The organism is Micromonospora sp. WMMD987 (assembly GCF_029581435.1).
GTDB lineage: Bacteria > Actinomycetota > Actinomycetes > Mycobacteriales > Micromonosporaceae > Micromonospora > Micromonospora rifamycinica.
The window spans coordinates 4660001-4678845 of the sequence record NZ_CP120861.1; the positions used below are offsets into that span (position 1 = coordinate 4660001).

The 18845-nt window shown below is 73.3% G+C and carries 21 protein-coding genes and 1 pseudogene; 11 read left to right on the plus strand and 11 right to left on the minus strand.

Annotated features, from left to right (window positions below; translation table 11 throughout):
- Positions 1 to 491 precede the first annotated feature (491 nt).
- Positions 492 to 1778, minus strand: coding sequence for a tyrosine--tRNA ligase (gene tyrS, locus O7612_RS19510; RefSeq protein ID WP_282273958.1), 1287 nt, complete (start codon positions 1776 to 1778; stop codon positions 492 to 494).
- Positions 1779 to 1894: 116 nt separating this feature from the next.
- Between tyrS and O7612_RS19515 the strand changes: the two genes are divergently transcribed.
- The 4 genes from O7612_RS19515 to O7612_RS19530 all read left to right on the plus strand — a co-directional run bounded on the left by O7612_RS19515 (position 1895) and on the right by O7612_RS19530 (position 4350).
- Positions 1895 to 2269, plus strand: a complete 375-nt coding sequence (locus O7612_RS19515; RefSeq protein ID WP_172898570.1) for a PaaI family thioesterase — start codon at positions 1895 to 1897, stop codon at positions 2267 to 2269.
- Between the two features lie 98 nt (positions 2270 to 2367).
- Positions 2368 to 3594, plus strand: coding sequence for a divalent metal cation transporter (locus O7612_RS19520; protein WP_282266294.1), 1227 nt, complete (start codon positions 2368 to 2370; stop codon positions 3592 to 3594).
- Positions 3595 to 3596: 2 nt separating this feature from the next.
- Complete coding sequence (locus tag O7612_RS19525; RefSeq protein WP_282273959.1) at positions 3597 to 3968, plus strand: hypothetical protein; 372 nt, start codon at positions 3597 to 3599, stop codon at positions 3966 to 3968.
- A complete protein-coding gene (locus O7612_RS19530; protein ID WP_282266296.1) occupies positions 3955 to 4350 on the plus strand; it encodes a PRC-barrel domain containing protein in 396 nt (131 codons plus the stop codon). The genes O7612_RS19525 and O7612_RS19530 overlap by 14 nt, the downstream gene beginning before the upstream one ends.
- 5 nt (positions 4351 to 4355) lie before the next feature.
- On the opposite strand, the gene O7612_RS19535 is transcribed toward O7612_RS19530, so the two are convergent.
- From O7612_RS19535 to O7612_RS19545, 3 genes are all read right to left on the minus strand, one after another.
- On the minus strand, positions 4356 to 5678 hold the full coding sequence (locus O7612_RS19535) for a hemolysin family protein (RefSeq protein WP_282266298.1): 1323 nt from the start codon (positions 5676 to 5678) through the stop codon (positions 4356 to 4358).
- Positions 5679 to 5804: 126 nt separating this feature from the next.
- Positions 5805 to 6440 carry a hypothetical protein gene (locus O7612_RS19540; protein WP_282266300.1) on the minus strand — a complete coding sequence of 212 codons (636 nt, stop codon included), beginning with the start codon at positions 6438 to 6440 and terminating at the stop codon, positions 5805 to 5807.
- A 9-nt stretch (positions 6441 to 6449) separates the two neighbouring features.
- Positions 6450 to 6953, minus strand: coding sequence for a GNAT family N-acetyltransferase (locus tag O7612_RS19545; RefSeq protein ID WP_282266302.1), 504 nt, complete (start codon positions 6951 to 6953; stop codon positions 6450 to 6452).
- 137 nt (positions 6954 to 7090) lie between these two features.
- Between O7612_RS19545 and O7612_RS19550 the strand changes: the two genes are divergently transcribed.
- The 3 genes from O7612_RS19550 (at position 7091) to pflA (ending at position 10757) form a co-directional block, all read left to right on the plus strand.
- Entirely contained in the window at positions 7091 to 7588 is a 498-nt protein-coding gene (locus O7612_RS19550; RefSeq protein WP_282266304.1) for a hypothetical protein, read from the plus strand.
- A 143-nt stretch (positions 7589 to 7731) separates the two neighbouring features.
- Positions 7732 to 9975: a formate C-acetyltransferase gene (pflB, locus tag O7612_RS19555; RefSeq protein ID WP_282266306.1), complete on the plus strand. Its 2244-nt coding sequence runs from the start codon at positions 7732 to 7734 to the stop codon at positions 9973 to 9975.
- On the plus strand, positions 9972 to 10757 hold the full coding sequence (gene pflA / locus O7612_RS19560; RefSeq protein ID WP_282266308.1) for a pyruvate formate-lyase-activating protein: 786 nt from the start codon (positions 9972 to 9974) through the stop codon (positions 10755 to 10757). The genes pflB and pflA overlap by 4 nt, the downstream gene beginning before the upstream one ends.
- A gap of 27 nt (positions 10758 to 10784) precedes the next feature.
- Here pflA and O7612_RS19565 read toward each other — a convergent pair whose 3' ends face one another.
- Positions 10785 to 11009, minus strand: coding sequence for a hypothetical protein (locus O7612_RS19565; protein ID WP_282266310.1), 225 nt, complete (start codon positions 11007 to 11009; stop codon positions 10785 to 10787).
- Between the two features lie 189 nt (positions 11010 to 11198).
- Between O7612_RS19565 and O7612_RS19570 the strand changes: the two genes are divergently transcribed.
- Together O7612_RS19570 and O7612_RS19575 are read left to right on the plus strand one after the other, a co-directional pair.
- Entirely contained in the window at positions 11199 to 11375 is a 177-nt protein-coding gene (locus tag O7612_RS19570; RefSeq protein WP_282266311.1) for a hypothetical protein, read from the plus strand.
- Positions 11372 to 11566 (plus strand): annotated as a pseudogene (locus O7612_RS19575) (hypothetical protein); the annotation flags it as partial. The gene O7612_RS19570 and the pseudogene O7612_RS19575, both read left to right, overlap by 4 nt.
- A gap of 109 nt (positions 11567 to 11675) precedes the next feature.
- Here the strand turns inward: O7612_RS19575 and O7612_RS19580 are convergent.
- Positions 11676 to 12146: a cyclic nucleotide-binding domain-containing protein gene (locus O7612_RS19580; RefSeq protein WP_282266312.1), complete on the minus strand. Its 471-nt coding sequence runs from the start codon at positions 12144 to 12146 to the stop codon at positions 11676 to 11678.
- Between the two features lie 187 nt (positions 12147 to 12333).
- Here O7612_RS19580 and O7612_RS19585 point away from each other — a divergent pair, with 187 nt between their 5' ends.
- Positions 12334 to 13206 (plus strand): universal stress protein, encoded by an 873-nt coding sequence (locus tag O7612_RS19585; RefSeq protein WP_282266313.1) that lies wholly within the window; start codon positions 12334 to 12336, stop codon positions 13204 to 13206.
- Between the two features lie 38 nt (positions 13207 to 13244).
- On the opposite strand, the gene O7612_RS19590 is transcribed toward O7612_RS19585, so the two are convergent.
- The 4 genes from O7612_RS19590 to O7612_RS19605 all read right to left on the minus strand — a co-directional run bounded on the left by O7612_RS19590 (position 13245) and on the right by O7612_RS19605 (position 16223).
- Positions 13245 to 13871, minus strand: a complete 627-nt coding sequence (locus O7612_RS19590; protein WP_282266314.1) for an FMN reductase — start codon at positions 13869 to 13871, stop codon at positions 13245 to 13247.
- Positions 13868 to 15034 carry an LLM class flavin-dependent oxidoreductase gene (locus tag O7612_RS19595; protein ID WP_282266318.1) on the minus strand — a complete coding sequence of 389 codons (1167 nt, stop codon included), beginning with the start codon at positions 15032 to 15034 and terminating at the stop codon, positions 13868 to 13870. The genes O7612_RS19590 and O7612_RS19595 overlap by 4 nt, the downstream gene beginning before the upstream one ends.
- A 113-nt stretch (positions 15035 to 15147) precedes the next feature.
- On the minus strand, positions 15148 to 15540 hold the full coding sequence (locus O7612_RS19600) for a hypothetical protein (protein ID WP_282266320.1): 393 nt from the start codon (positions 15538 to 15540) through the stop codon (positions 15148 to 15150).
- A gap of 35 nt (positions 15541 to 15575) precedes the next feature.
- Complete coding sequence (locus O7612_RS19605) at positions 15576 to 16223, minus strand: DNA-3-methyladenine glycosylase (RefSeq protein WP_282273960.1); 648 nt, start codon at positions 16221 to 16223, stop codon at positions 15576 to 15578.
- Positions 16224 to 16319: 96 nt separating this feature from the next.
- Here O7612_RS19605 and O7612_RS19610 point away from each other — a divergent pair, with 96 nt between their 5' ends.
- Positions 16320 to 16727, plus strand: a complete 408-nt coding sequence (locus O7612_RS19610) for a DNA-binding protein (protein WP_282266322.1) — start codon at positions 16320 to 16322, stop codon at positions 16725 to 16727.
- 605 nt (positions 16728 to 17332) lie between these two features.
- Here O7612_RS19610 and argH read toward each other — a convergent pair.
- Positions 17333 to 18796 carry an argininosuccinate lyase gene (argH, locus tag O7612_RS19615; RefSeq protein ID WP_282273961.1) on the minus strand — a complete coding sequence of 488 codons (1464 nt, stop codon included), beginning with the start codon at positions 18794 to 18796 and terminating at the stop codon, positions 17333 to 17335.
- Positions 18797 to 18845 lie beyond the last annotated feature (49 nt).

The following is an 18845-nucleotide window of genomic DNA, read 5'->3' on the forward strand; positions in this document are numbered from 1 at the left end:
GCGGTCTCCCACCAGCACGCCCGGTTCCCTGCCGGCGTCACACACTACCCGGCCGGTTTCGCCCCACCAAATCGACCCCCCGGGCCGATCCGGGCACCGCCCGGTCCGCGCTTCGCGGGAGCAACCCCACGGAGTCGGAACCTTGCACCGCGCTCCGGCCTCCGAGGCATTCACCCCGGTTCGTCCGTTCCGCGCTGGCAGAGAGAAAGTTACGCGCCCGCCGAGTTGATCGTCAAATCCGGCGGGCGCGTCGCACGTCACACTCGTCCGCCACCACCGGAGCCGGGCCGGACACCCGTACGCCCGACGACGGCTCGGCCCAGGTCAGCCCCTGCCCGACCGACGACGGTTCGGCCCAGGGGCTGCCATCGCGCGACCGACGACGGCCCGACCCAGGCCGACCCAGGCAGGCAGTGGCGCGGGTCTCCACCCCGACGGCAGCGTTCCGCCGGATCGACCCGGAGGCCGGCCGAGAACGACCTACTACCGGGTCAGGGGCGCAGCTCGACCCCGGCGAAGGACCGCTTCCCCCGGCGGAGCACCAGGTAGCGACCATGCAGCAGGTCGGCCGGGTCGACGGTGGCGTCGACGTCGGTGACCCGGGTGTTGTTCACGTACGCGCCGCCCTCGGTGATCACCCGACGAGCCTCCTTCAGCCCGCCGACCAGCCCCGCGTCCCGGAGCAGCCCGGCCACGTCGGGGAGTTCGCCGGTGAGCACCACCAGACCGGCCTCGCTCAACGCGGCGCGCAGCGTCTCCGGGGCGAGCTCGTCGAGCGAGCCCCGGCCGAAGAGCGCCTGGCTGGCGGCGACGGCCTGCCGGGTCTCCTCCGCGCCGTGGACCAGGGTGGTGAGTTCCTCGGCGAGAGCCCGTTGGGCGCCCCGGGCCGCCGGCCGTTCCGCCGTCTCCTTCTCCAGCGCCTCCAGCTCCTCGCGGGAGCGGAAGCTGAAGTAGCGCAGGTAGCGGGTGACGTCCCGGTCGTCGGCGTTGACCCAGAACTGGTAGAAGGCGTACGGGCTGGTCATCTCCGGGTCGAGCCAGACCGCACCGCCCTCGGTCTTGCCGAACTTGGTGCCGTCGGAGCGGGTGACCAACGGGGTGGTGAACGCCTGCACCGGGCCGGCCCCCCGGCGACGGACGTAGTCGACACCGGCGGTGATGTTGCCCCACTGGTCGGAGCCGCCGTACTGGAGCTGACAGCCGTGCCGGCGGTGCAGCTCGAAGAAGTCGTTGGCCTGGAGGAGCTGGTAGCTGAACTCGGTGAAGCTGATCCCGGTCTCCAGCCGGGCCCGCACCACCTCGCGGGCCAGCATCTTGTTGACCGGGAAGTGCTTGCCGACGTCGCGCAGGAACTCGACCACCGACATCTCGCCGGTCCACTCCAGGTTGTTGACCAGTTGCGCCGCGTTCGCCCCGGTGTACGACACGAACGGCGCGAGCTGGTCACGGATGCGCTGCACCCAGCCGGCCACCACCTCGGGCGGGTTGAGGGTACGCTCCGCGCTCTCCTTCGGGTCGCCGATCTGACCGGTGGCCCCACCCACCAGCAGCAGCGGCCGGTGGCCGGCGAGTTGGAGCCGGCGGGCGGTGGTGACCTGCATCAGGTGGCCGACGTGCAGGCTGGGCGCGGTCGGGTCGAAGCCCACGTAGAAGGTGGCCGCCCCGCCGTCGAGCAGGTCGCGCAGCTCGTCGGGGCCGGTGGAGTCCTGGATCAGGCCGCGCCACCGCAGGTCTTCGGTCAGGGATTCCCGCCCGTGCGGGAGGTTGCTGTCGGTCACGGTCACCGATTCTCCCCCATCGCCGACCTGGGGCCGTACCGGGTTTGCCGGCCAGCGGCCCGACTAGGCTGGCCGGGCCGGTGCAGCGAGGAGGAGCAGCAGTGGAGATCCCGGAGATGACGGGCGGTCTGGTCGGCCTGTTGGGGCTGACGTTCGACGAGGCCAGCGGTGACCGGGTGGTGATCCGTTGGAAGGTCCGCCCGGAGCTGCACCAACCGGCCGGCATCCTGCACGGCGGTGTCTACTGCACGGTGGTGGAGACCGTCGGCAGCGTGGGCGGCACGCTGTGGCTCGGTGACCGGGGGTCCGTGGTCGGGGTGTCCAACCAGACGGACTTCCTGCGCGCGGTGCGCGAGGGTGAGCTGGTCGCGGTGGGCACGCCGGTGCACCGGGGGCGCAGCCAGCAGCTCTGGCAGGTGGAGATCACCGACGTCGAGGGCCGGCTGGTCTCCCGGGGCCAGGTCCGCCTGCAGAACCTCACCCGGGACTGACTCCGCGCGGCGACACAGCGATCCTGACCGGTTTGCCCGCTTAGTCGGCCGTACGCCGATATCGTCGCCTCGATGACCGCCGCCGTCCCCGTGCCCCCGTGAGGAAGCTCCTCGCCGCCACCCTCGGGGTGCTGTCGGCCATCGGTGGTTTCGTCGACATCGGCGACCTGGTGGCGGCGAGCCAGGCGGGGGCCCGGTTCGGCATGGCGCACGCCTGGGTGCTGGTGCTCGGGGTGGTCGGCATCTGCGCGTACGCGGAAATGGCCGGACGGATCGCGGCGGTCAGCGGCCGGGCGGTGTTCGACCTGGTCCGGGAGCGGTTGGGGCCGCGGGTCGCGCTGCTCAACCTGGCGGCGTCCTACCTGGTCACCGTGCTCACCCTGGCGGCCGAACTCGGCGGGGTGGCGCTGGCGCTGCAACTGGCCTCCCGGGTGAGTTACCTGCTGTGGGTGCCGGTCGCGGCGTTCGCGGTCTGGCTGGTGCTGTGGAGGATGCGCTTCCAGCTCATGGAGCGGGTGTTCGGGCTGGCCGGGCTGACCCTGCTGGTCTTCGCCGTGGCGCTGTTCTGGTTGCCGACCGACTGGGCGGCGCTGGCCCACGGCGCCCTGCGCCCCGACGCGGCCGGGCAGGGCTGGGGGGCGTACTGGTTCGTGGCGGTGGCGCTGTTCGCCTCCACGGTCAGCCCGTACGAGGTGTTCTTCTTCTCGTCGGGCGGGGTGGAGGAGAACTGGAGCGCGGTCGACCTCGCCGACGCCCGGTCGAGCGTGCTGATCGGCTTCCCGGTCGGCGGTCTGCTGGCGTTGTCGCTGGTCGCCACGGCCACCGTGGTCTTCCACCCGGGCGGGGTGTCGCTGTCGACCCTCGACCAGGTGGCCCAGCCGGTGGTGCTGGCGTTCGGCGGGGTGGGGCTGGCGGTCGCCGCGCTGGCGTTCTTCGCGGTGACCTTCGGGGCCGCGTTGGAGACCGGGCTGTCGGCGGCGTACGCGGCGGCGCAGTACTTCGGGTGGCAGTGGGGCAAACGGGTCAGTCCCCGGGAGGCCGCCCGGTTCCACAGCGTGCTGCTGGTCAGCGTGCTGGCCGCGACGCTGCTGCTGTCCACCGCCGTCGACCCGGTGCGGCTGACCGAGTACATGCTGGTGGCCAGCGCGGTGGTGCTGCCGTTGACCTACCTGCCGATCCTGGTCGTCGCCAACGACCGGACGTACCTGGGGGACGACGTGAACGGGCCGTGGCTCAACCTGCTCGGTGCGGTGTTCCTACTGGTGATCGTGGCGGCGTCGGTGGCCGCGGTCCCGTTGGCGGTCGGGACGGGGATGGGCCGGTGAGGATGCAGCTCGGCCGGCAACTGCTCGACCGGCAGATCGTGGACGCCGACGGGGTGCTGCTGGGCAAGGTCGACGACGTGGAGTTCGCCGTCGACGACCAGGGGCTGCCCTACGTGGCGTACCTGCTGACCGGGCAGGGCGCGCTCGGCCGGCGGATCGGCGGGCGGGTCGGGCGGCTGCTGGTGGCGCTCGCCGACCGGTTCACCGAGGAGGCGACGGGGCCGGTGCGGATTCCGTTCGGTCAGGTCGCCCGGATCGACAGCGCGGTCCGGCTGCACGTCCGCGCCGACACGTTGCCCCGCCCGCCGGTGGAGGTCTGGCTGCGGCGGCACCTGATCGACCGGATACCGGGAGCCGGCCGTGCGAGCGGGTGAGCTGCTCGGCCGGGCCGCGTACGACCTGCACGGCCGGCGGCTGGGCCGGGTGGTGGACGTGGTGGTGCGGGGCGACTTTCCGGACGGCCGGCTGCGGCTCACCGACGTGCTGGTGACCGCCCACTGGTGGAGCCGGGTGTGGGGGCGGCTGATCGGGGCGCAACGGCACCCGTCCGGCCCCTGGTTGATCCGGGTGTCGGCGCGGGCGGTGAGCCGGGACACCCGCCAGTTCCCCGCCGACCAGATCCAGCTCCTGCCCCCGGTGCCGGGCTTCCCGTTCGGGCAGCCGTCCCTGACGGACCGGGCACCCGACGCCGGCCGGGGCCGGGAGACGCCGCCCGGGGAGGCGGGGCCGCACGGCCGGGAGGAGACGAGCGGCTGACCCGGTCAGGCGTGGGCTTCGTCGCGGACGGGTTCCTGCTCGTCGGCGGGGGGCGCGGTCGGGGCGTGGTGCAGCCGGATCTGGGTGATGGCGCGCTGGTCGACGTCGGTGACGGTGATCTCCCAGTCGTCGATGGTGACGCTCTCCCCCGCCACCGTGGGGATGTGTCCGAGGCAGGACAGCACCATCCCGGCGACGGTGGTGTAGTCACCGGCCGGCCGGTTGGGCACCTCGACGCCGATGTCGGTCAGGTCGTGCACGGGAAAGGTGCCGGGCAGCACCAGCGAACCGTCGGCCTCGGTCCGCACCGAGCGGACGTCCCGGTCCGTCTCGTCGTAGATCTCCCCGACGATCTCCTCCAGGATGTCCTCCAGGGTGACGATCCCGTCGACCGCTCCCCGCTCGTCCACCACCAGGGCGATGTGCTGCCGCTCCGCCTTGAACTGGCGCAGCGCGTCCACCACCGGCAGCGAGTCGGGCAGCAGCATCGGCGGCCGGGCGCAGTCGTCGACCGACCGGTCGTCCGGCACCCCCACCAGGTCCCGCAGGTGGATCACGCCGACCGCGTCGTCCAGGCCGCCGTGGCGGACCACCGGTGCCCGGGAGTGGCCGGTGGCGGCCAGCAGCAGCCGGGCGGCCTCCGCGGTGGTCCCGCTGTCGAGCGTGAAGACCTGCAACCGGGGTACGAGCACCGCCCGCAGCTGCCGGTCGGCGATCTCCACCGCGCCGGCGATGATGGTGCGTTGTTCCTTGGTGAAGCCGTGGTTACCGGCGACGATGTCCCGCAGCTCGTCCGGGCCGATCTCGTCGGGCTGGTGCTTCGGGTCGACCCCGGCGAGCCGGACCACCAGGTCGCTGGTGGCACCGAGCAGCCACACCGCCGGCCGGGTGAAGCTGGACAGGATGTCGAGCGGGCGGGCCACCAGCAGCGCCCACCGCTCGGCGCGCTGCATCGCGATCCGCTTGGGGGCCAGCTCGCCGAAGACCAGGGTGACGAAGGTCAGCACCAGGGTGACCAGCACGATGGCCACCGTCTCGGCGGCCCCACCGAGGAAGCCGAGCAGCGGCACCAGTGGCCTGGCCAGGGAGACCGCCGCGGCGGCCGAGGCGAGGAACCCGGCCAGGGTGATGCCGATCTGGATGGTGGCGAGGAACCGGTTCGGGTCCTTGGCCAGCCGGGCGAGCACCCGACCGGCCCGACTGGTGCGCTCCAGCCGCTGCACCTGGCTGTCCCGCAGCGACACCAGCGCCATCTCGCTCCCCGCGAAGATCGCGTTGAGCACGACCAGGACTCCGACCAGGGCCAACTGGCTCCAGTAGCTCTGCACGCCCGGCACTCTCCCTCAGGCGGTGGGCGACGGCGACACCGCCGACGCCGCCGGACGGAGGACCCGTCCGGCGTAGCCCAGTCTGTGCCCCACCGCGCGGTCCGCGAACCCTCCCCACGGTCACGATCAGCCGCTGCCGGTGGCCGGGGGCAGGTCGAGGACGTACGTGTCGCCGTCGGGGCGGAAGCCCAGCCGGTGGTAGTAGGGGGTGACCATGCCGGGCGGGCTGACCACCCGGCGGAACCCCCGGTCGGTGAAGAGGCTGCTGCGGCGGTAGACGAACTCGCCGGGGGTGAGGTCACGGAACCGCGGGGTGACGTAGTCCAGGTCGATCTGGGCGGTCCCGCCCGGCTCGGCGTGCGACAGCACCACCCCGACCACCTCGTCGGCCCGCAGCACCAGGAACGCCGACCGGTCCGTGCCGGCCGGCGGCGGACGGAAAGCGGGGTTGAACCGGGCGATGTCGGCGGCGTGCACCCGCAGCGTGTGGGCCAGGAACTGGTCGTCCACGCCCACCTCGACCACCTGGTAGGTCTGCTCGTCGTGCCGGGTGGCCAGCATCGACCGCAGGTACCACACGTTGATCACGGCGAGCACCACGTTCAGGCCGACCATCGGCCAGACCTGCACGGCCGCGTTGTAGCCGATCAGGATCAGGCAGCCGACCAGGTTGAGGGCGCGCAGCCGCAGCAGGCGCGTCTGTAGCAGCGACCAGACCAGCAGCGCGGAGCCGGCCCAGCCGAGGAGTTCCAGCCAGTTCACCCCGCGAGACTAGTGCTTGCCCTGGTCAGCCGGGGCCGCGGGCAACTCCAGCAGCCACTCCTCGACCTGCCGGCTCCGGCTCTCGGCGTACCCCGAGTCCTCGCCGACGACGACGAAGCCGCACTTGCGCAGCACCGCCAGGGAGGCCCGGTTGTCCTTCGCGGCGCGGGCGCGCACCGGCCGCTGCGGCAGCTCGCGCAGCAGCGCCGACAGCGCGGCGGTGGCGTACCCGCGCCCCCAGCGGCGCGGGTCGATCCAGTAGCTGACCTCGGTGTGTCCGCCCACCGGGAAGGCCGCCACCCGCCCGACCACCGTCCCGTCGACGACCACCGTGCGGTTGACGATCCGGGGGTCGGCGCGGATCCGCGCCCAGTGCGCGTCGAAGGCGGCCCGGTCGGTCGGGTCGGCCGGGCCGAAGGCGGCCATCCAGGCCGCCTCCGGGTCCTGCTCGTGGGCGAAGAAGTGCGGCAGGTCGTCGTCGCGCACCGGGCGCAGGAGCAGGTCGGCGGTCACCGCCGGAGGATACGCAGCCGACGCCGCCGACCCCGGGACCTGTGGCCCGGACGGCGTACCGTCCGGCCCTGCCGGTGGTCCGCCGGAGGTTGCTACCAACGAGGGGACAGGCCCGACCGGCGACAGGAGGCAGCGCCATGACCGCGATCGTCAACCCGACCGGACCCGCCCCGCTCGGACCGCCGCCGGTGCCCCCTGCCCCGCTGGAGGCGGACCGGCCGACGGCGACCGGACCGACGGCGGCCGGACCGACGGCGACCGGGCCGACGGTGACCGGACCGGTGGGGCCGGTGTTGACGCTGCCGGGTGCGGCGGACGCCGCGCTGGTGCCGGTGACCCGCGACGGCCGGGCCGTGGGGGCGTTCGTGCTGGCCGACGGGCGGGTCCGGTACCGGGCGCTGCCCGCCCCGGACCGGGTGCTCGCCGCAGCGGCCGGCGTCACCGTCGTCGCCCTGGTCACCGCCGGGGTAGCGGCGGTGACGCGACGCCGGCCACCGGCGATCGGCGCGGTGACCATGGGGCCGGGCGGCTGGGTCAGCCTGCGCGGCGCGCGGGTGCCCGCGCTGCGGCCGGCGACGCCCCGGCCATGGTGGGCGCGGCTGCTGCGCGCCCAGCGACTCGTCGTGCGGCGCTGACCGGCCGCCGGGGGTCTTTGGTCCCGGGCGGGGATGGTCCTGCGCCTCTGCCCGGGAGCGCCCGGCCCGATGAGGCTGATGGTGCAGGAGCGACACCCCGGCGACCCAGGCCGCCGGACCCGACCAGCGCGGAAGGACCGATCATGACCGGCACCGCACATCTCGACCCGTGGCGCGGCTTCACCGGCGACGCCTGGCGGGACACCGTCGACGTGGCCGCCTTCGTCCGGGACAACCACGAGCCGTACACCGGGGACGCGTCGTTCCTCACCGGGCCGACCTGCCGCACCCTGGAGGTCTGGGGCACGCTGCGGGCGATGTTCGTCGAGGAGCGCCGCCGCGGCGTGTACGACGTCGACGCCGCCACCCCGTCCACCATCACCGCGCACGCCCCCGGGTACATCGACCGGGAGCGGGAGCTGATCGTCGGGTTGCAGACCGACGCGCCGCTGCGTCGGGCGATCATGCCGGCCGGCGGGCTACGGATGGTGGAGACCGCGTTGCAGGCGTACGGCTTCGCCGCCGACCCGCAGGTGCACCGGATCTTCACCACGTACCGCAGGACACACAACGACGCGGTGTTCGACGCGTACCCGGCCGACGTGCTCGCCGCCCGCCGCTCGCACGTCATCACCGGGCTGCCCGACGCGTACGGGCGGGGGCGGATCATCGGCGACTACCGGCGGGTGGCGCTGTACGGGGTGGACCGGCTGGTCGCCGAGCGCAGAGCGCTCAAGGCGGCGCTGGACGACCGGCCGTCGACCGACGAGGTGATCCGGGACCGGGAGGAGCTGGCCGAGCAGATCCGGGCGCTCGGCGAGCTGGCGCAGATGGCCGCCGGGTACGGCTACGACATCTCCGGGCCGGCGACCACCGGCCGGGAGGCGATCCAGTGGCTCTACTTCGCCTACCTGGCCGCCACCAAGGAGCAGAACGGCGCGGCGATGTCGCTGGGGCGTACCGCCGGGTTCGTCGACGTCTACCTGCGGCGGGACCTGGCCGAGGGACGGCTGACCGAGATGGACGCCCAGGAGCTGGTCGACGACTTCGTGATCAAGCTGCGGATCGTCCGGTTCCTGCGCACCCCCGAGTACGACCAGCTCTTCTCCGGCGACCCGACCTGGGTCACCGAGGCGCTGGGCGGGATGGGCGTCGACGGTCGACCGCTGGTCACCCGGACCAGCTTCCGCTACCTCCAGACCCTCTACAACCTCGGTCCCGCGCCGGAGCCGAACCTGACGGTGCTCTGGTCGCCCCGGCTGCCGGTCGGGTTCAAGCGGTTCTGCGCCCAGGTGTCGCTGGACACCAGCGCCATCCAGTACGAGAACGACGACCTGATCCGCCCGGCGTACGACGACGACACGGCGATCGCCTGCTGCGTGTCGGCGATGCGGGTGGGCCGGGACATGCAGTTCTTCGGCGCGCGGGCCAACCTCGCCAAGGCGCTGCTGTACGCGATCAACGGCGGGCGCGACGAGATCACCGGCGAGCAGGTCGCCCCGGTCACCGCCCCGGTCGGCGGGGAGACCCTCGACTACGCGGAGGTGCTGGCGGCGTACGAGCGCACCCTGGACTGGCTGGCCGAGACGTACGTGGACGCGTTGAACGTGATCCACCACCAGCACGACCGGTACGCCTACGAGCGGCTGGAGATGGCCCTGCACGACCACCCGGTGCGCCGGTTCATGGCCACCGGCATCGCCGGGCTGTCGGTGGCGGTGGACAGTCTCGCGGCGATCCGCTACGGCCGGGTGAAGGTGCTGCGCGACGACACCGGCCTGGCGATCGACTACGTGGTCGAGGGGGAACCGCCGACGTACGGCAACAACGACGAGCGGGCCGACGCCATCGCGGTGTGGCTGACCGAGACGTTCGCCGCGAAGCTGCGCCGGCAGCGCACCTACCGCGACGCGGAGCTGACCATGTCGGTGCTGACCATCACCTCCAACGTGGTGTACGGCAGGCACACCGGCAACACCCCGGACGGCAGGCGGGCCGGTGAGCCGTTCGCCCCGGGCGCGAACCCGATGAACGGCCGGGACACCCACGGGCTGGTGGCCGCCGCGCTGTCGGTGGCGAAGCTGCCGTACGACGCGGCCCGCGACGGCATCTCGCTGACCTCGACGGTGACCCCGGACGGGTTGGGCCACACCCGCGACGAGCGGATCGACAACCTGGCCGGGGTGCTGGACGGCTACACCGACGCCGGTGGCTTCCACCTCAACGTCAACGTGCTGGACCGGGCCACCCTGGTCGACGCGATGGCGCACCCGGAGCGCTACCCGCAGCTCACCGTGCGGGTCTCCGGGTACGCGGTGAACTTCGTCCGGCTCACCCGGGAGCAGCAGGAGGACGTGGTGTCCCGGACCTTCCACGGGTCGCTGTGAACGTCCGGCCCGAGCACGCCGTCGCCACCGCCACCGGGCGGGGCGACGGCGTGCCGACCGGGGCGGTGCACTCGTGGGACGTGTCGGTCGGGGTGGACGGGCCGGGCACCCGGTTCGTGGCCTTCCTCGCCGGCTGCCCGCTGCGCTGCCGGTACTGCCACAGCCCGGACACCTGGTACCGGCGCAGCGGCCGGCACCGCACGGTCGACGAGCTGATGGCGGAGGTCGAGCCGTACCGGCGGTTCATCGCGGTGGCCGGGGGCGGGGTGACGCTCAGCGGCGGCGAGCCGCTGATGCAGCCCCGGTTCACCGGCGAGGTGCTGCGCCGCTGCCACGACCTGGGCCTGCACACCGCGCTGGACACCTCCGGTTTCCTCGGCGTCCGCGCCGACGACGCCCTGCTCGACGCCACCGACCTGGTGCTGCTGGACGTCAAGTCGTGGGATCCGGCGACGTACCGCCGGGTCACCCGGACCGGGTCGGTGACCCCGACGCTGCGCTTCGGCCGCCGGCTCGCCGACCGGGGCATCCCGATCTGGGTACGGTTCGTGCTGGTGCCCGGGCTCACCGACGCCGAGGAGAACGTGGCCGGGATCGCCGACTTCGCCGCCGGGCTGGACACCGTGCAGCGGGTCGAGGTGCTGCCGTTCCACCGCCTCGGCGCGCACAAGTACGCCGAGCTGGGGCTCACCCTCCCCCTCGCGCGGACGGAACCGCCCACCCCGGAGCTGGTGGCCCGGGTCCGGGGCCAGTTCGCCGCACGCGGCCTGACCGTCACCTGACGCCGGCCACCGGACGGGCGAAGCCGGTCAGCCCTGCTCGTCCTCGTCGGCCGACGGCCTGGGCCGACGGTGTTCCCGGATGTACGCCTCGACATCGGACCGCAGCCACACCGAGCCGCCGATCAGCTTCTGGAACGGCGCGGGGAACTTGGGCAGCAGGATGAGCTGCCGGAATCGGGACCTGCTCACGCCCAGCATCTGCTGGATCTCAGCGGCTCCGACGAGCGGACCCGGAACTTCTTCCTCGCCCATGACCCCGAAGGTATGCACAGTGAGTCCTACCCTTCAGGGCCTGCCTTATACAGGCCGCCCTAGAGGGCCTGCCCTAGTTGACAGGGGTATTACCGGCGGTGTGGAATCGGTGACGCGGTACCCCCGCCCTGGTGGAGCTGGGCTCGGCGGGGCGGGGTGCCGCGACGACCCGACACCCCCGGAGGCGGAATGTGTGGACACCGCGAGCTGCCGTACCTGATCGCGTCGGCCTGGCGCTGCCTGGACCACCACCGCGACCGACGGTGCGAGAAGTGCACCGCGACCGGCTTCTGCCCGGTGGTGGAGGCCGCGCGCACCCGGATCCGGGCGTGGCGGCGGTACCGCGGCGTGTTCGGTCGGCGATGAGCGCGCCCCTGCCGAGGGCGGGCGACCTGCTCCTGCTGACCCGGGCGGCCAGCGTCCAGTTCGTCAGGCCGGTCCGGTTCCGGGTGATCCGGGTGCTCGACTGGCCGACGTACGACGGCTGGGTCTGGCTCGACGGCTACCGGCTCGACGACAAGGGCGACGCGGTGGCCCGCCGGTCGGTCTTCGTTCAGCCGGCCGGGCTGGTCATCCCCCCGCGCACCGCCCCGACGACGACGCAGCGCCCCACGCCGACACCGCCGGGTGCCGCGACCCGGGCGCGGGTGTCGCCGCCCGTCCGGGTCAGCTCGCCGCCGAGGTCGGGTAGCCGTACAGGTCGAGCAGCCGCCCCCGGGACGCCTGGAGCCGGTCCACCACCACGGCCATGAACCGGGTGGTGAGCTGCCGGCCCAGGGCGTCGTCGGACTCCATCAACCGGCGCACCCCCTCGGCGGTGAACTCCACGGTCGGCGTCCGCCGGACGGCCACCGCCCCGAACTGCCAGCGGTACGGCGGGAACAGCCACGACCAGCCCAGCACCCCACCGGCCCCGATCGACTCGATGCCCACGTCGCCGCGCGCGGGGACCGGGAAGTCCAGCGCCACCTCACCGCCCCGGACCAGCCAGAACCGTTCCGCCGGCTGACCGGCTCGGAACAGCCGGTGCCCGGGGTGCCAGACCACCGGCCGGGCGTACCCGGTCAGCCGGGGCAGCCACTGCGCCGGCAGGCCGGCGAGAAAGGGGTGCTCGGTGAGCATCTCCAGGGGGGTCATCGGGGCGCCCTTCGTCCGCAAGCTCCTCGTCGGTCGTCCTCACCTCCATGACACTCCGGTCGGCGGCGACGCGGCAGGGCCGTTGGTCCCGGACCTGCGGGCGGCGGCACGCCCGGCCGGGTCACCTGCCGGCGCAGACGGGCCGACACGTCGACAATGGGCTGAGCCGACCCAGGGAGAACCGCTGATGAACCGACCGGTAGTGGTGGGCGTGGACGGCTCACCGACCAGCCTGGCCGCCGCGGAACAGGCCGCCCACGCGGCGGTGCTGCGCGGCGTACCCCTGCACCTGGTGCACGGCTACCTGCACCCGCTCGGCTACGGCGTGCCGCTGAACCCGTACGACCTGGGGGTGCCGGCGCCGTCGGAGGAGGCGCAGGGGATGTTGGAGCGGACCGCCGCCGAGCTGACCGACCGGTGGACGGGGCTGGCGGTGCAGGTACGCCAGGTCGCCGGTGGGCCGGGCGCGACGCTGGTCGAGGAGTCCCGCCGGGCCGATCTGGTGGTGGTGGGCAGTCGGGGTCTCGGCGGTTTCGTCGGGCTGCTGCTCGGCTCGGTCGGCGCGCAGGTCGCCGCGCACGCGCACTGCCCGGTGCTGGTGGTCCGGCCGGAGGCGCAGCCGATCGCGATGGACGGCCCGGTGCTGGTGGGCGTGGACGGCTCACCGGCCGCCGGGGTGGCCGCCGACCAGGCCGCCGCCGAGGCCGTCCGGCGGGGCGTGCCGCTGGTGCTGGTGCACATCGGCCCCGCCCCGCAGGACCGGGAGGTGCCGGACGAGGTGGCGGAGGCCGACGCCGCGTACCAGGCGCACGCGGTACGGCTGCTCGCCGAGGCGTCCGCAGCCGTGCGCGCCGACCACCCGGACGTCGTGCTGCGGGAGCATCCGGTCCGGGCGGTCGGGGTGGCGCAGGGTCTGATCGAGGCGAGCGGCACGGCGTCGGTGCTGGTCGTCGGCACCCGGGGCCGGGGCGGCTTCACCGGGATGCTGCTCGGCTCGGTCAGCCAGGCGGTGGTGCAGCACGCGCACTGCCCGGTGCTGGTGGCCCACCCGTACCGGTGAGCGGTCGCCCGGCCCGCCGGCCGGGGACGCCGGGCGGGTCAGTCCTCCCGACCGCCGCCGAGGAGTTCGGCGAAGTCGGCGGTGAGGGCGAACGGGTCGGCCGGGCCGGTCGCCGGTGGCCGGCGGTCGACCTGCTCGGCCAGCTCCCGGCCGGCACGGTCGATCCGCGCCCGCAGCGCCCCCTCGGCGGTGCCGCCGGACCAGTCCTCCGGCGCGGCGAAGACCGACGTCGGCAGCACCACCGCGCGCAGGTAGCCGAACATCGGCCGGACGGCGTGCTCCAGGGCCAGCGAGTGCCGGGCGGTGCCGCCGGTCGCGCCGATCAGCACCGGCCGGTCGACCAGCGCCTGGGCGTCCACCACGTCGAAGAAGGACTTGAACAGCCCGTTGTACGACGCGTTGAAGATCGGCGTGACGGCGACGATGCCGTCGGCGCCGGTCACCGCGTCGAGGGCGGCCCGCAGGTCGGTCGACGGGAAGCCGGTGAGCAGGTTGTTCACCACGTCGTGGGCGTGGTCGCGCAGCTCGACCACCCGCAGTTCCACCTCGTCGCCGCGCCGGACCAGCTCGTCGCGGGCCGCCGCGGCGAGCTGGTCGGCGAGCAGTCGGGTGGACGACGGCTGGCTCAGTCCCGCCGACACCACGGCCAGGGTGCGCCGGGTCATCGGACCCCCTCCGCCCCGGCGGCGGCCAGGTCACCGGAGTCGGCCCCGTCGGCCAGGTCACCGGTGTCACCCGTCGTGGCCGACGCGGCGGCGTCGCGGGCGGCGACCAGCGAGGCGTGGGTGGGCGCGACCGGCACGTGCGCCGGACGCAGCGCGTCGAACTCCCGGCGCAGCACGGGTACGACCTCCTCGCCGAGCAGGTCGAGCTGCTCCAGCACCGTCTTCAGGGGCAGCCCCGCGTGGTCGAGCAGGAACAGCTGCCGCTGGTAGTCGCCGACGTACTCCCGGAAACCGAGGGTGCGGTCGATGACCTGCTGCGGGCTGCCCACGGTCAGCGGGGTCTGCCGGGTGAACTCCTCCAGCGACGGCCCGTGCCCGTAGACCGGCGCGTTGTCGAAGTACGGCCGGAACTCGCGCACCGCGTCCTGCGAGTTGCGCCGCATGAACACCTGCCCGCCGAGCCCGACGATGGCCTGCTCGGGCGAGCCGTGGCCGTAGTGGGCGAAGCGCTGCCGGTAGAGGCCGACCATCCGCTGGGTGTGCTCCTTGGGCCAGAAGATGTGGTTGGCGAAGAAGCCGTCACCGTAGAACGCGGCCTGCTCGGCGATCTCCGGGCTACGGATCGAGCCGTGCCAGACGAACGGCGGCACGTCGTCGAGCGGGCGCGGGGTCGAGGTGAACGACTGCAACGGGGTACGGAACTTGCCCTGCCAGTCGACCACGTCCTCGCGCCACAGCCGGTGCAGCAGCTCGTAGTTCTCGATGGCGAGCCGGATGCCGTTGCGGATGTCCTGCCCGAACCACGGGTAGACCGGCCCGGTGTTGCCGCGCCCCATCATCAGGTCCACCCGGCCGTCGGCCAGGTGCTGGAGCATGGCGTAGTCCTCGGCGATCTTCACCGGGTCGTTGGTGGTGATCAGCGTGGTCGAGGTGGACAGCAGCAGCCGCTCGGTGCGGGCCGCGATGTGCCCCAGCATGGTGGTCGGCGAGGAGGGGACGAACGGGCGGTTGTGGTGCTCGCCGGTGGCGAAGACGTCCAGACCGACCTCTTCGGCCTTGAGGGCGATGGTCACCATCGCCTTGATCCGCTCGTGCTCGGTCGGCTCCCGTCCGGTGGTCGGGTCGACCGTGACATCGCCGACGGTGAAGACTCCGAACTGCATGACCAGCTCCTCGCGTCTGAGATGCCGGGACCGTTCGTGGTACCCGGACGTCGCGCACAACCTATTTGACGCGTCAACTATTCCGCCGGCAGCAGGTCCCGGGGTGGTGCCGGTCACCCCACCGAAGGCCGACCCGACGACCCCTCGTCCTCCCTGCCGGCATTCTCCCTGCCGACGTCCTGCCTGCCGACGTCCTCCCTGGTGACGTCCTCCCTGCCTGCATTCTCCTTGGCGACGTCCTTCCTGCCGATGCTCTCCCCCGCCGGCCCGGACCCGCCCGACGACGGCGTGTCAGGGGACGGGGCGGCCGACGGCGGGCCGGGGTGCGGCGGGCCGTAGCGGGCCGGATCAGCCGGCGGCCACGGCCGCGCCGGGGGCGGGGTCGGTCGGCGACGGCCGAACTGCCACGCCGCCACGACGATCGCTGCCAGCACCACCAGCACCACCAGCGGAACGGCCACGCAGGCCAGCCGACCGGCCAGCACGCCGGCCTCGTGTGCGTCCATTTCCGCCACCTCCACGATCGCAACGAGCGCGCATGCTAGCTGATCCCCCCGGCGACGGACGCCCCGCCCGACGCCGGGCGGCTCCGTCGGCGGGGCACGTGCCGGCGGTAGGTGCTGACCGTCGGGTCGCCGGTGACCCAGAAGCGCCACGGCACGTCGTGTGCGGCGGCCACCCCGACCCGGGGGCCGGTGGAGACGTCCGCCCGGGAGACCGGGCGGGTCGGCGGGCTCAGCAGCAGCGGGCCACTGCCGTCGAGCACGCAGGTGCCGTTCGCCGACGCGCTGACGTCGAGCGTCACGGCCAGCCGGGCCGGACCCCGGGCCAGGTCCCGGTCGGCGACGTCGCCCCGTCGGGCGCGGGCCGCCGGCAGCCCGTCGACCACCTCGCCGGCCCGCAGCAGGACCGCCGCCGCCTCGCCGTCACGGCCACAGACGATGTTGAGACACCAGTGCATGCCGAACACGAAGTACGTGTAGGCGTACCCGGCCGGGCCGAACATCACCCTGGTCCGGGGGGTGGGTCCGCGGTGGGCGTGCGACGCCGGGTCCTCGCCGGTGCCGGCGTACGCCTCGACCTCGGTCAGCCTGATCCGGACGCCACCGGCGGCGAGCTCCCAGCCGAGCAGGGTGCGCGCCGTCGCGGCGACCTCGGCGGCGGGAGCGTGCAGCCACGGGTAGTCCACGGCTCCAGGTAACGCCACCTCAGGAAGATCGGCAAACCGACGACACCTTTTGAACGTTTCGTTGACAACGCTTCGTTGATGAATTGGGATGAGGGTATGAGCGACGTCTTCACCGCACCCGACGCGAGCCGCGCCCGGGCCGAACGGACCTACGCCGCGCTGCACCGGCTCAGCGAGCGGCACGCCGACACCGACACCCGACGCCGCCGGCACACCAACCCGCACCTCGCCGACCCGTGGGAGGCCGTCTGCGTGGTCACCGCGCTCGCCGCCGGCGGAATCGTCCCCGACACCGACGAGGAACCTGTCGACGACGCCGACCTCACTGCCGCGCTGACCCTGCTACCACACCTGCGGGCCGAACTCGACGCGCTGGAGGCGGGCCTACTGACGACCGCACGCGCCCGGGGGCTCACCTGGCAGGCGATCAGCCACGGACTCGGCCTGGGAAGCGCGCAGGCCGCCCGACAGCGCTACGAACGCCTGGCCACCCGGACCGCCTGACCTCCCCCACGCCGACGACGCCCGCCGCCCAGAAGGTTACCTAAAGTAGTTAACCGGCCGCCGCCACCTTTCCCCCTGCGACGCTTTGCTCTGCTGCCCTCAACACGCCAGGAACCCGGAGTAACGACCACAGTTCGAAGAGTCGCCTCAGCCTCAGCGAAAGCCGCAGGTCAAGCGGGTGGCGCGAAAGGGGCAGCAGAGCAAAGGGGGGCGAAGGTATGAAGGCGTGCGGGCGGAGGGACAACTGAACGTAATCAGACCAAGATAATCACTTAACGTAATCCCCAACCGTCCGCCGTCGGCGATGCGGCGACAAGGTCAGGTCGACCGAACGGCCGGAGCGAGCTGGTTCGGTGCGACGTGGCCGACCACCGCCGCACCGGGAGCACACCATGACCAGCGAGGAGACGCTGGCGTATGCAACGCCGCGATCCGGACCGCGCCGCGATGGACAGGACAGGTCGCGCGGGGTCGGAGCCGGACCGCACAGAGTCAGAGCCGGGACACGCAGGGTCGGAGCCGGGACACGCAGGGTCGGAGCCGGGACACGCAGGGTCGCCCGCGCCCCGGATCACGGGACGACAGGACGACCGGCGCGCGTCAGCTCAGCGGGGTACGACCCGCTCGGCGGCCCACTCCCGCCAGCCGGTGAGCTGGTCCGCCGCGGCGGCGAGCTGGTCGGCGACCGGGCCGGGGCCGGTGGAGCCGGGGGTGATCCGGGCGGCCAGCGCCGACCGGACCGACAGCACGTCACGCACCGACGGGTCGAGGTGCTCGCTGACCGCCGCCAGGTCGGTGTCGGAGACCTCGTCGAGGGCGCAGTCGCGGGCCGCGCAGAGCGCCACCAGCTTGCCGGTGATCTCGTGCGCGTCGCGGAACGGCACGTTACGCCGGACCAGCCAGTCGGCGACCTCGGTGGCGAGCGAGAAGCCCACCGGGGCGGCGGCGACCAGGCGGTCCACCCGGACGGTCATCGTGGAGATCATCCCGGCCAGGGCCGGGAGCAGCAGCTCCAGGGTGTCCACCGCGTCGAAGGCCGGCTCCTTGTCCTCCTGCATGTCCCGGTCGTAGGCCATCGGCAGACCCTTGAGCATGGTGAGCACGCTCATCAGCCCGCCCACCAGCCGCCCGGACTTGCCCCGGGCCAGCTCGGCGATGTCCGCGTTCTTCTTCTGCGGCATGATCGACGACCCGGTGGCGAACGCGTCGTCCAGCTCGACCCAGCCGAACTCGTGCGAGGTCCAGAGCACCACCTCCTCGCCGAGGCGGGACAGGTGCACCCCCACCAGCGCGGTGACGAAGAGGAACTCGGCGACGAAGTCCCGGTCGGCGACCGCGTCCATCGAGTTGGCGAACGAGGTACGGAAACCCAGCTCCTTGGAGACGGCCACCGGGTCCAGCGGCAGCCCGGAACCGGCCAGCGCCCCCGCGCCGAGCGGGCTGATCGCCGTCCGGTGGTCCCAGTCGCGCAGCCGCTCCAGGTCCCGCAACAGCGGTTGGACGTGGGCCAGCAGCCAGTGCCCGAAGGTGACCGGCTGGGCGTGCTGGAGGTGGGTCATCCCCGGCGCGGCGGTGTCGACGTGCCGTTCCGCCTGCTCCACCAGGGCCTCGGCCAGCTCGACCAGCCGGGCGGCCACCCCCCGGGCGTGGTCGCGCAGATAGAGCCGCAGGTCGGTGGCGACCTGGTCGTTACGCGACCGGCCGGCACGCAGCTTGCCGCCGAGGCTGCCGAGCCGCTCCAGCAGACCCCGCTCCAACGCGGTGTGCACGTCCTCGTCGTCGATGGTCGGGCGGAACTGCCCGGACGCGCAGGCGGCTTCCAGGTCGTCCAGCGCGGCCAGCATCCGTCCCAGCTCGTCGGGGTCGAGCAGCCCCGCGCCGGCCAGCACCCGGGCGTGCGCCCGGGAACCGGCGATGTCGTACGGGGCGAGACGCCAGTCGAACTGGACGCTCACCGACAGCCGCGCGAGAGCCTCGGCGGGGCCGCCGGCGAACCGGCCACCCCACAGGCTCGTCCGGTTGGTCGCGGCGCTGTTCTCGGTCAGGCTCTTGTCGTCCACGCCGTTCATTCTGGCAGTGCTCACCTTTCGTTCCCCGACTGCGGGGTTCGGTACCGGA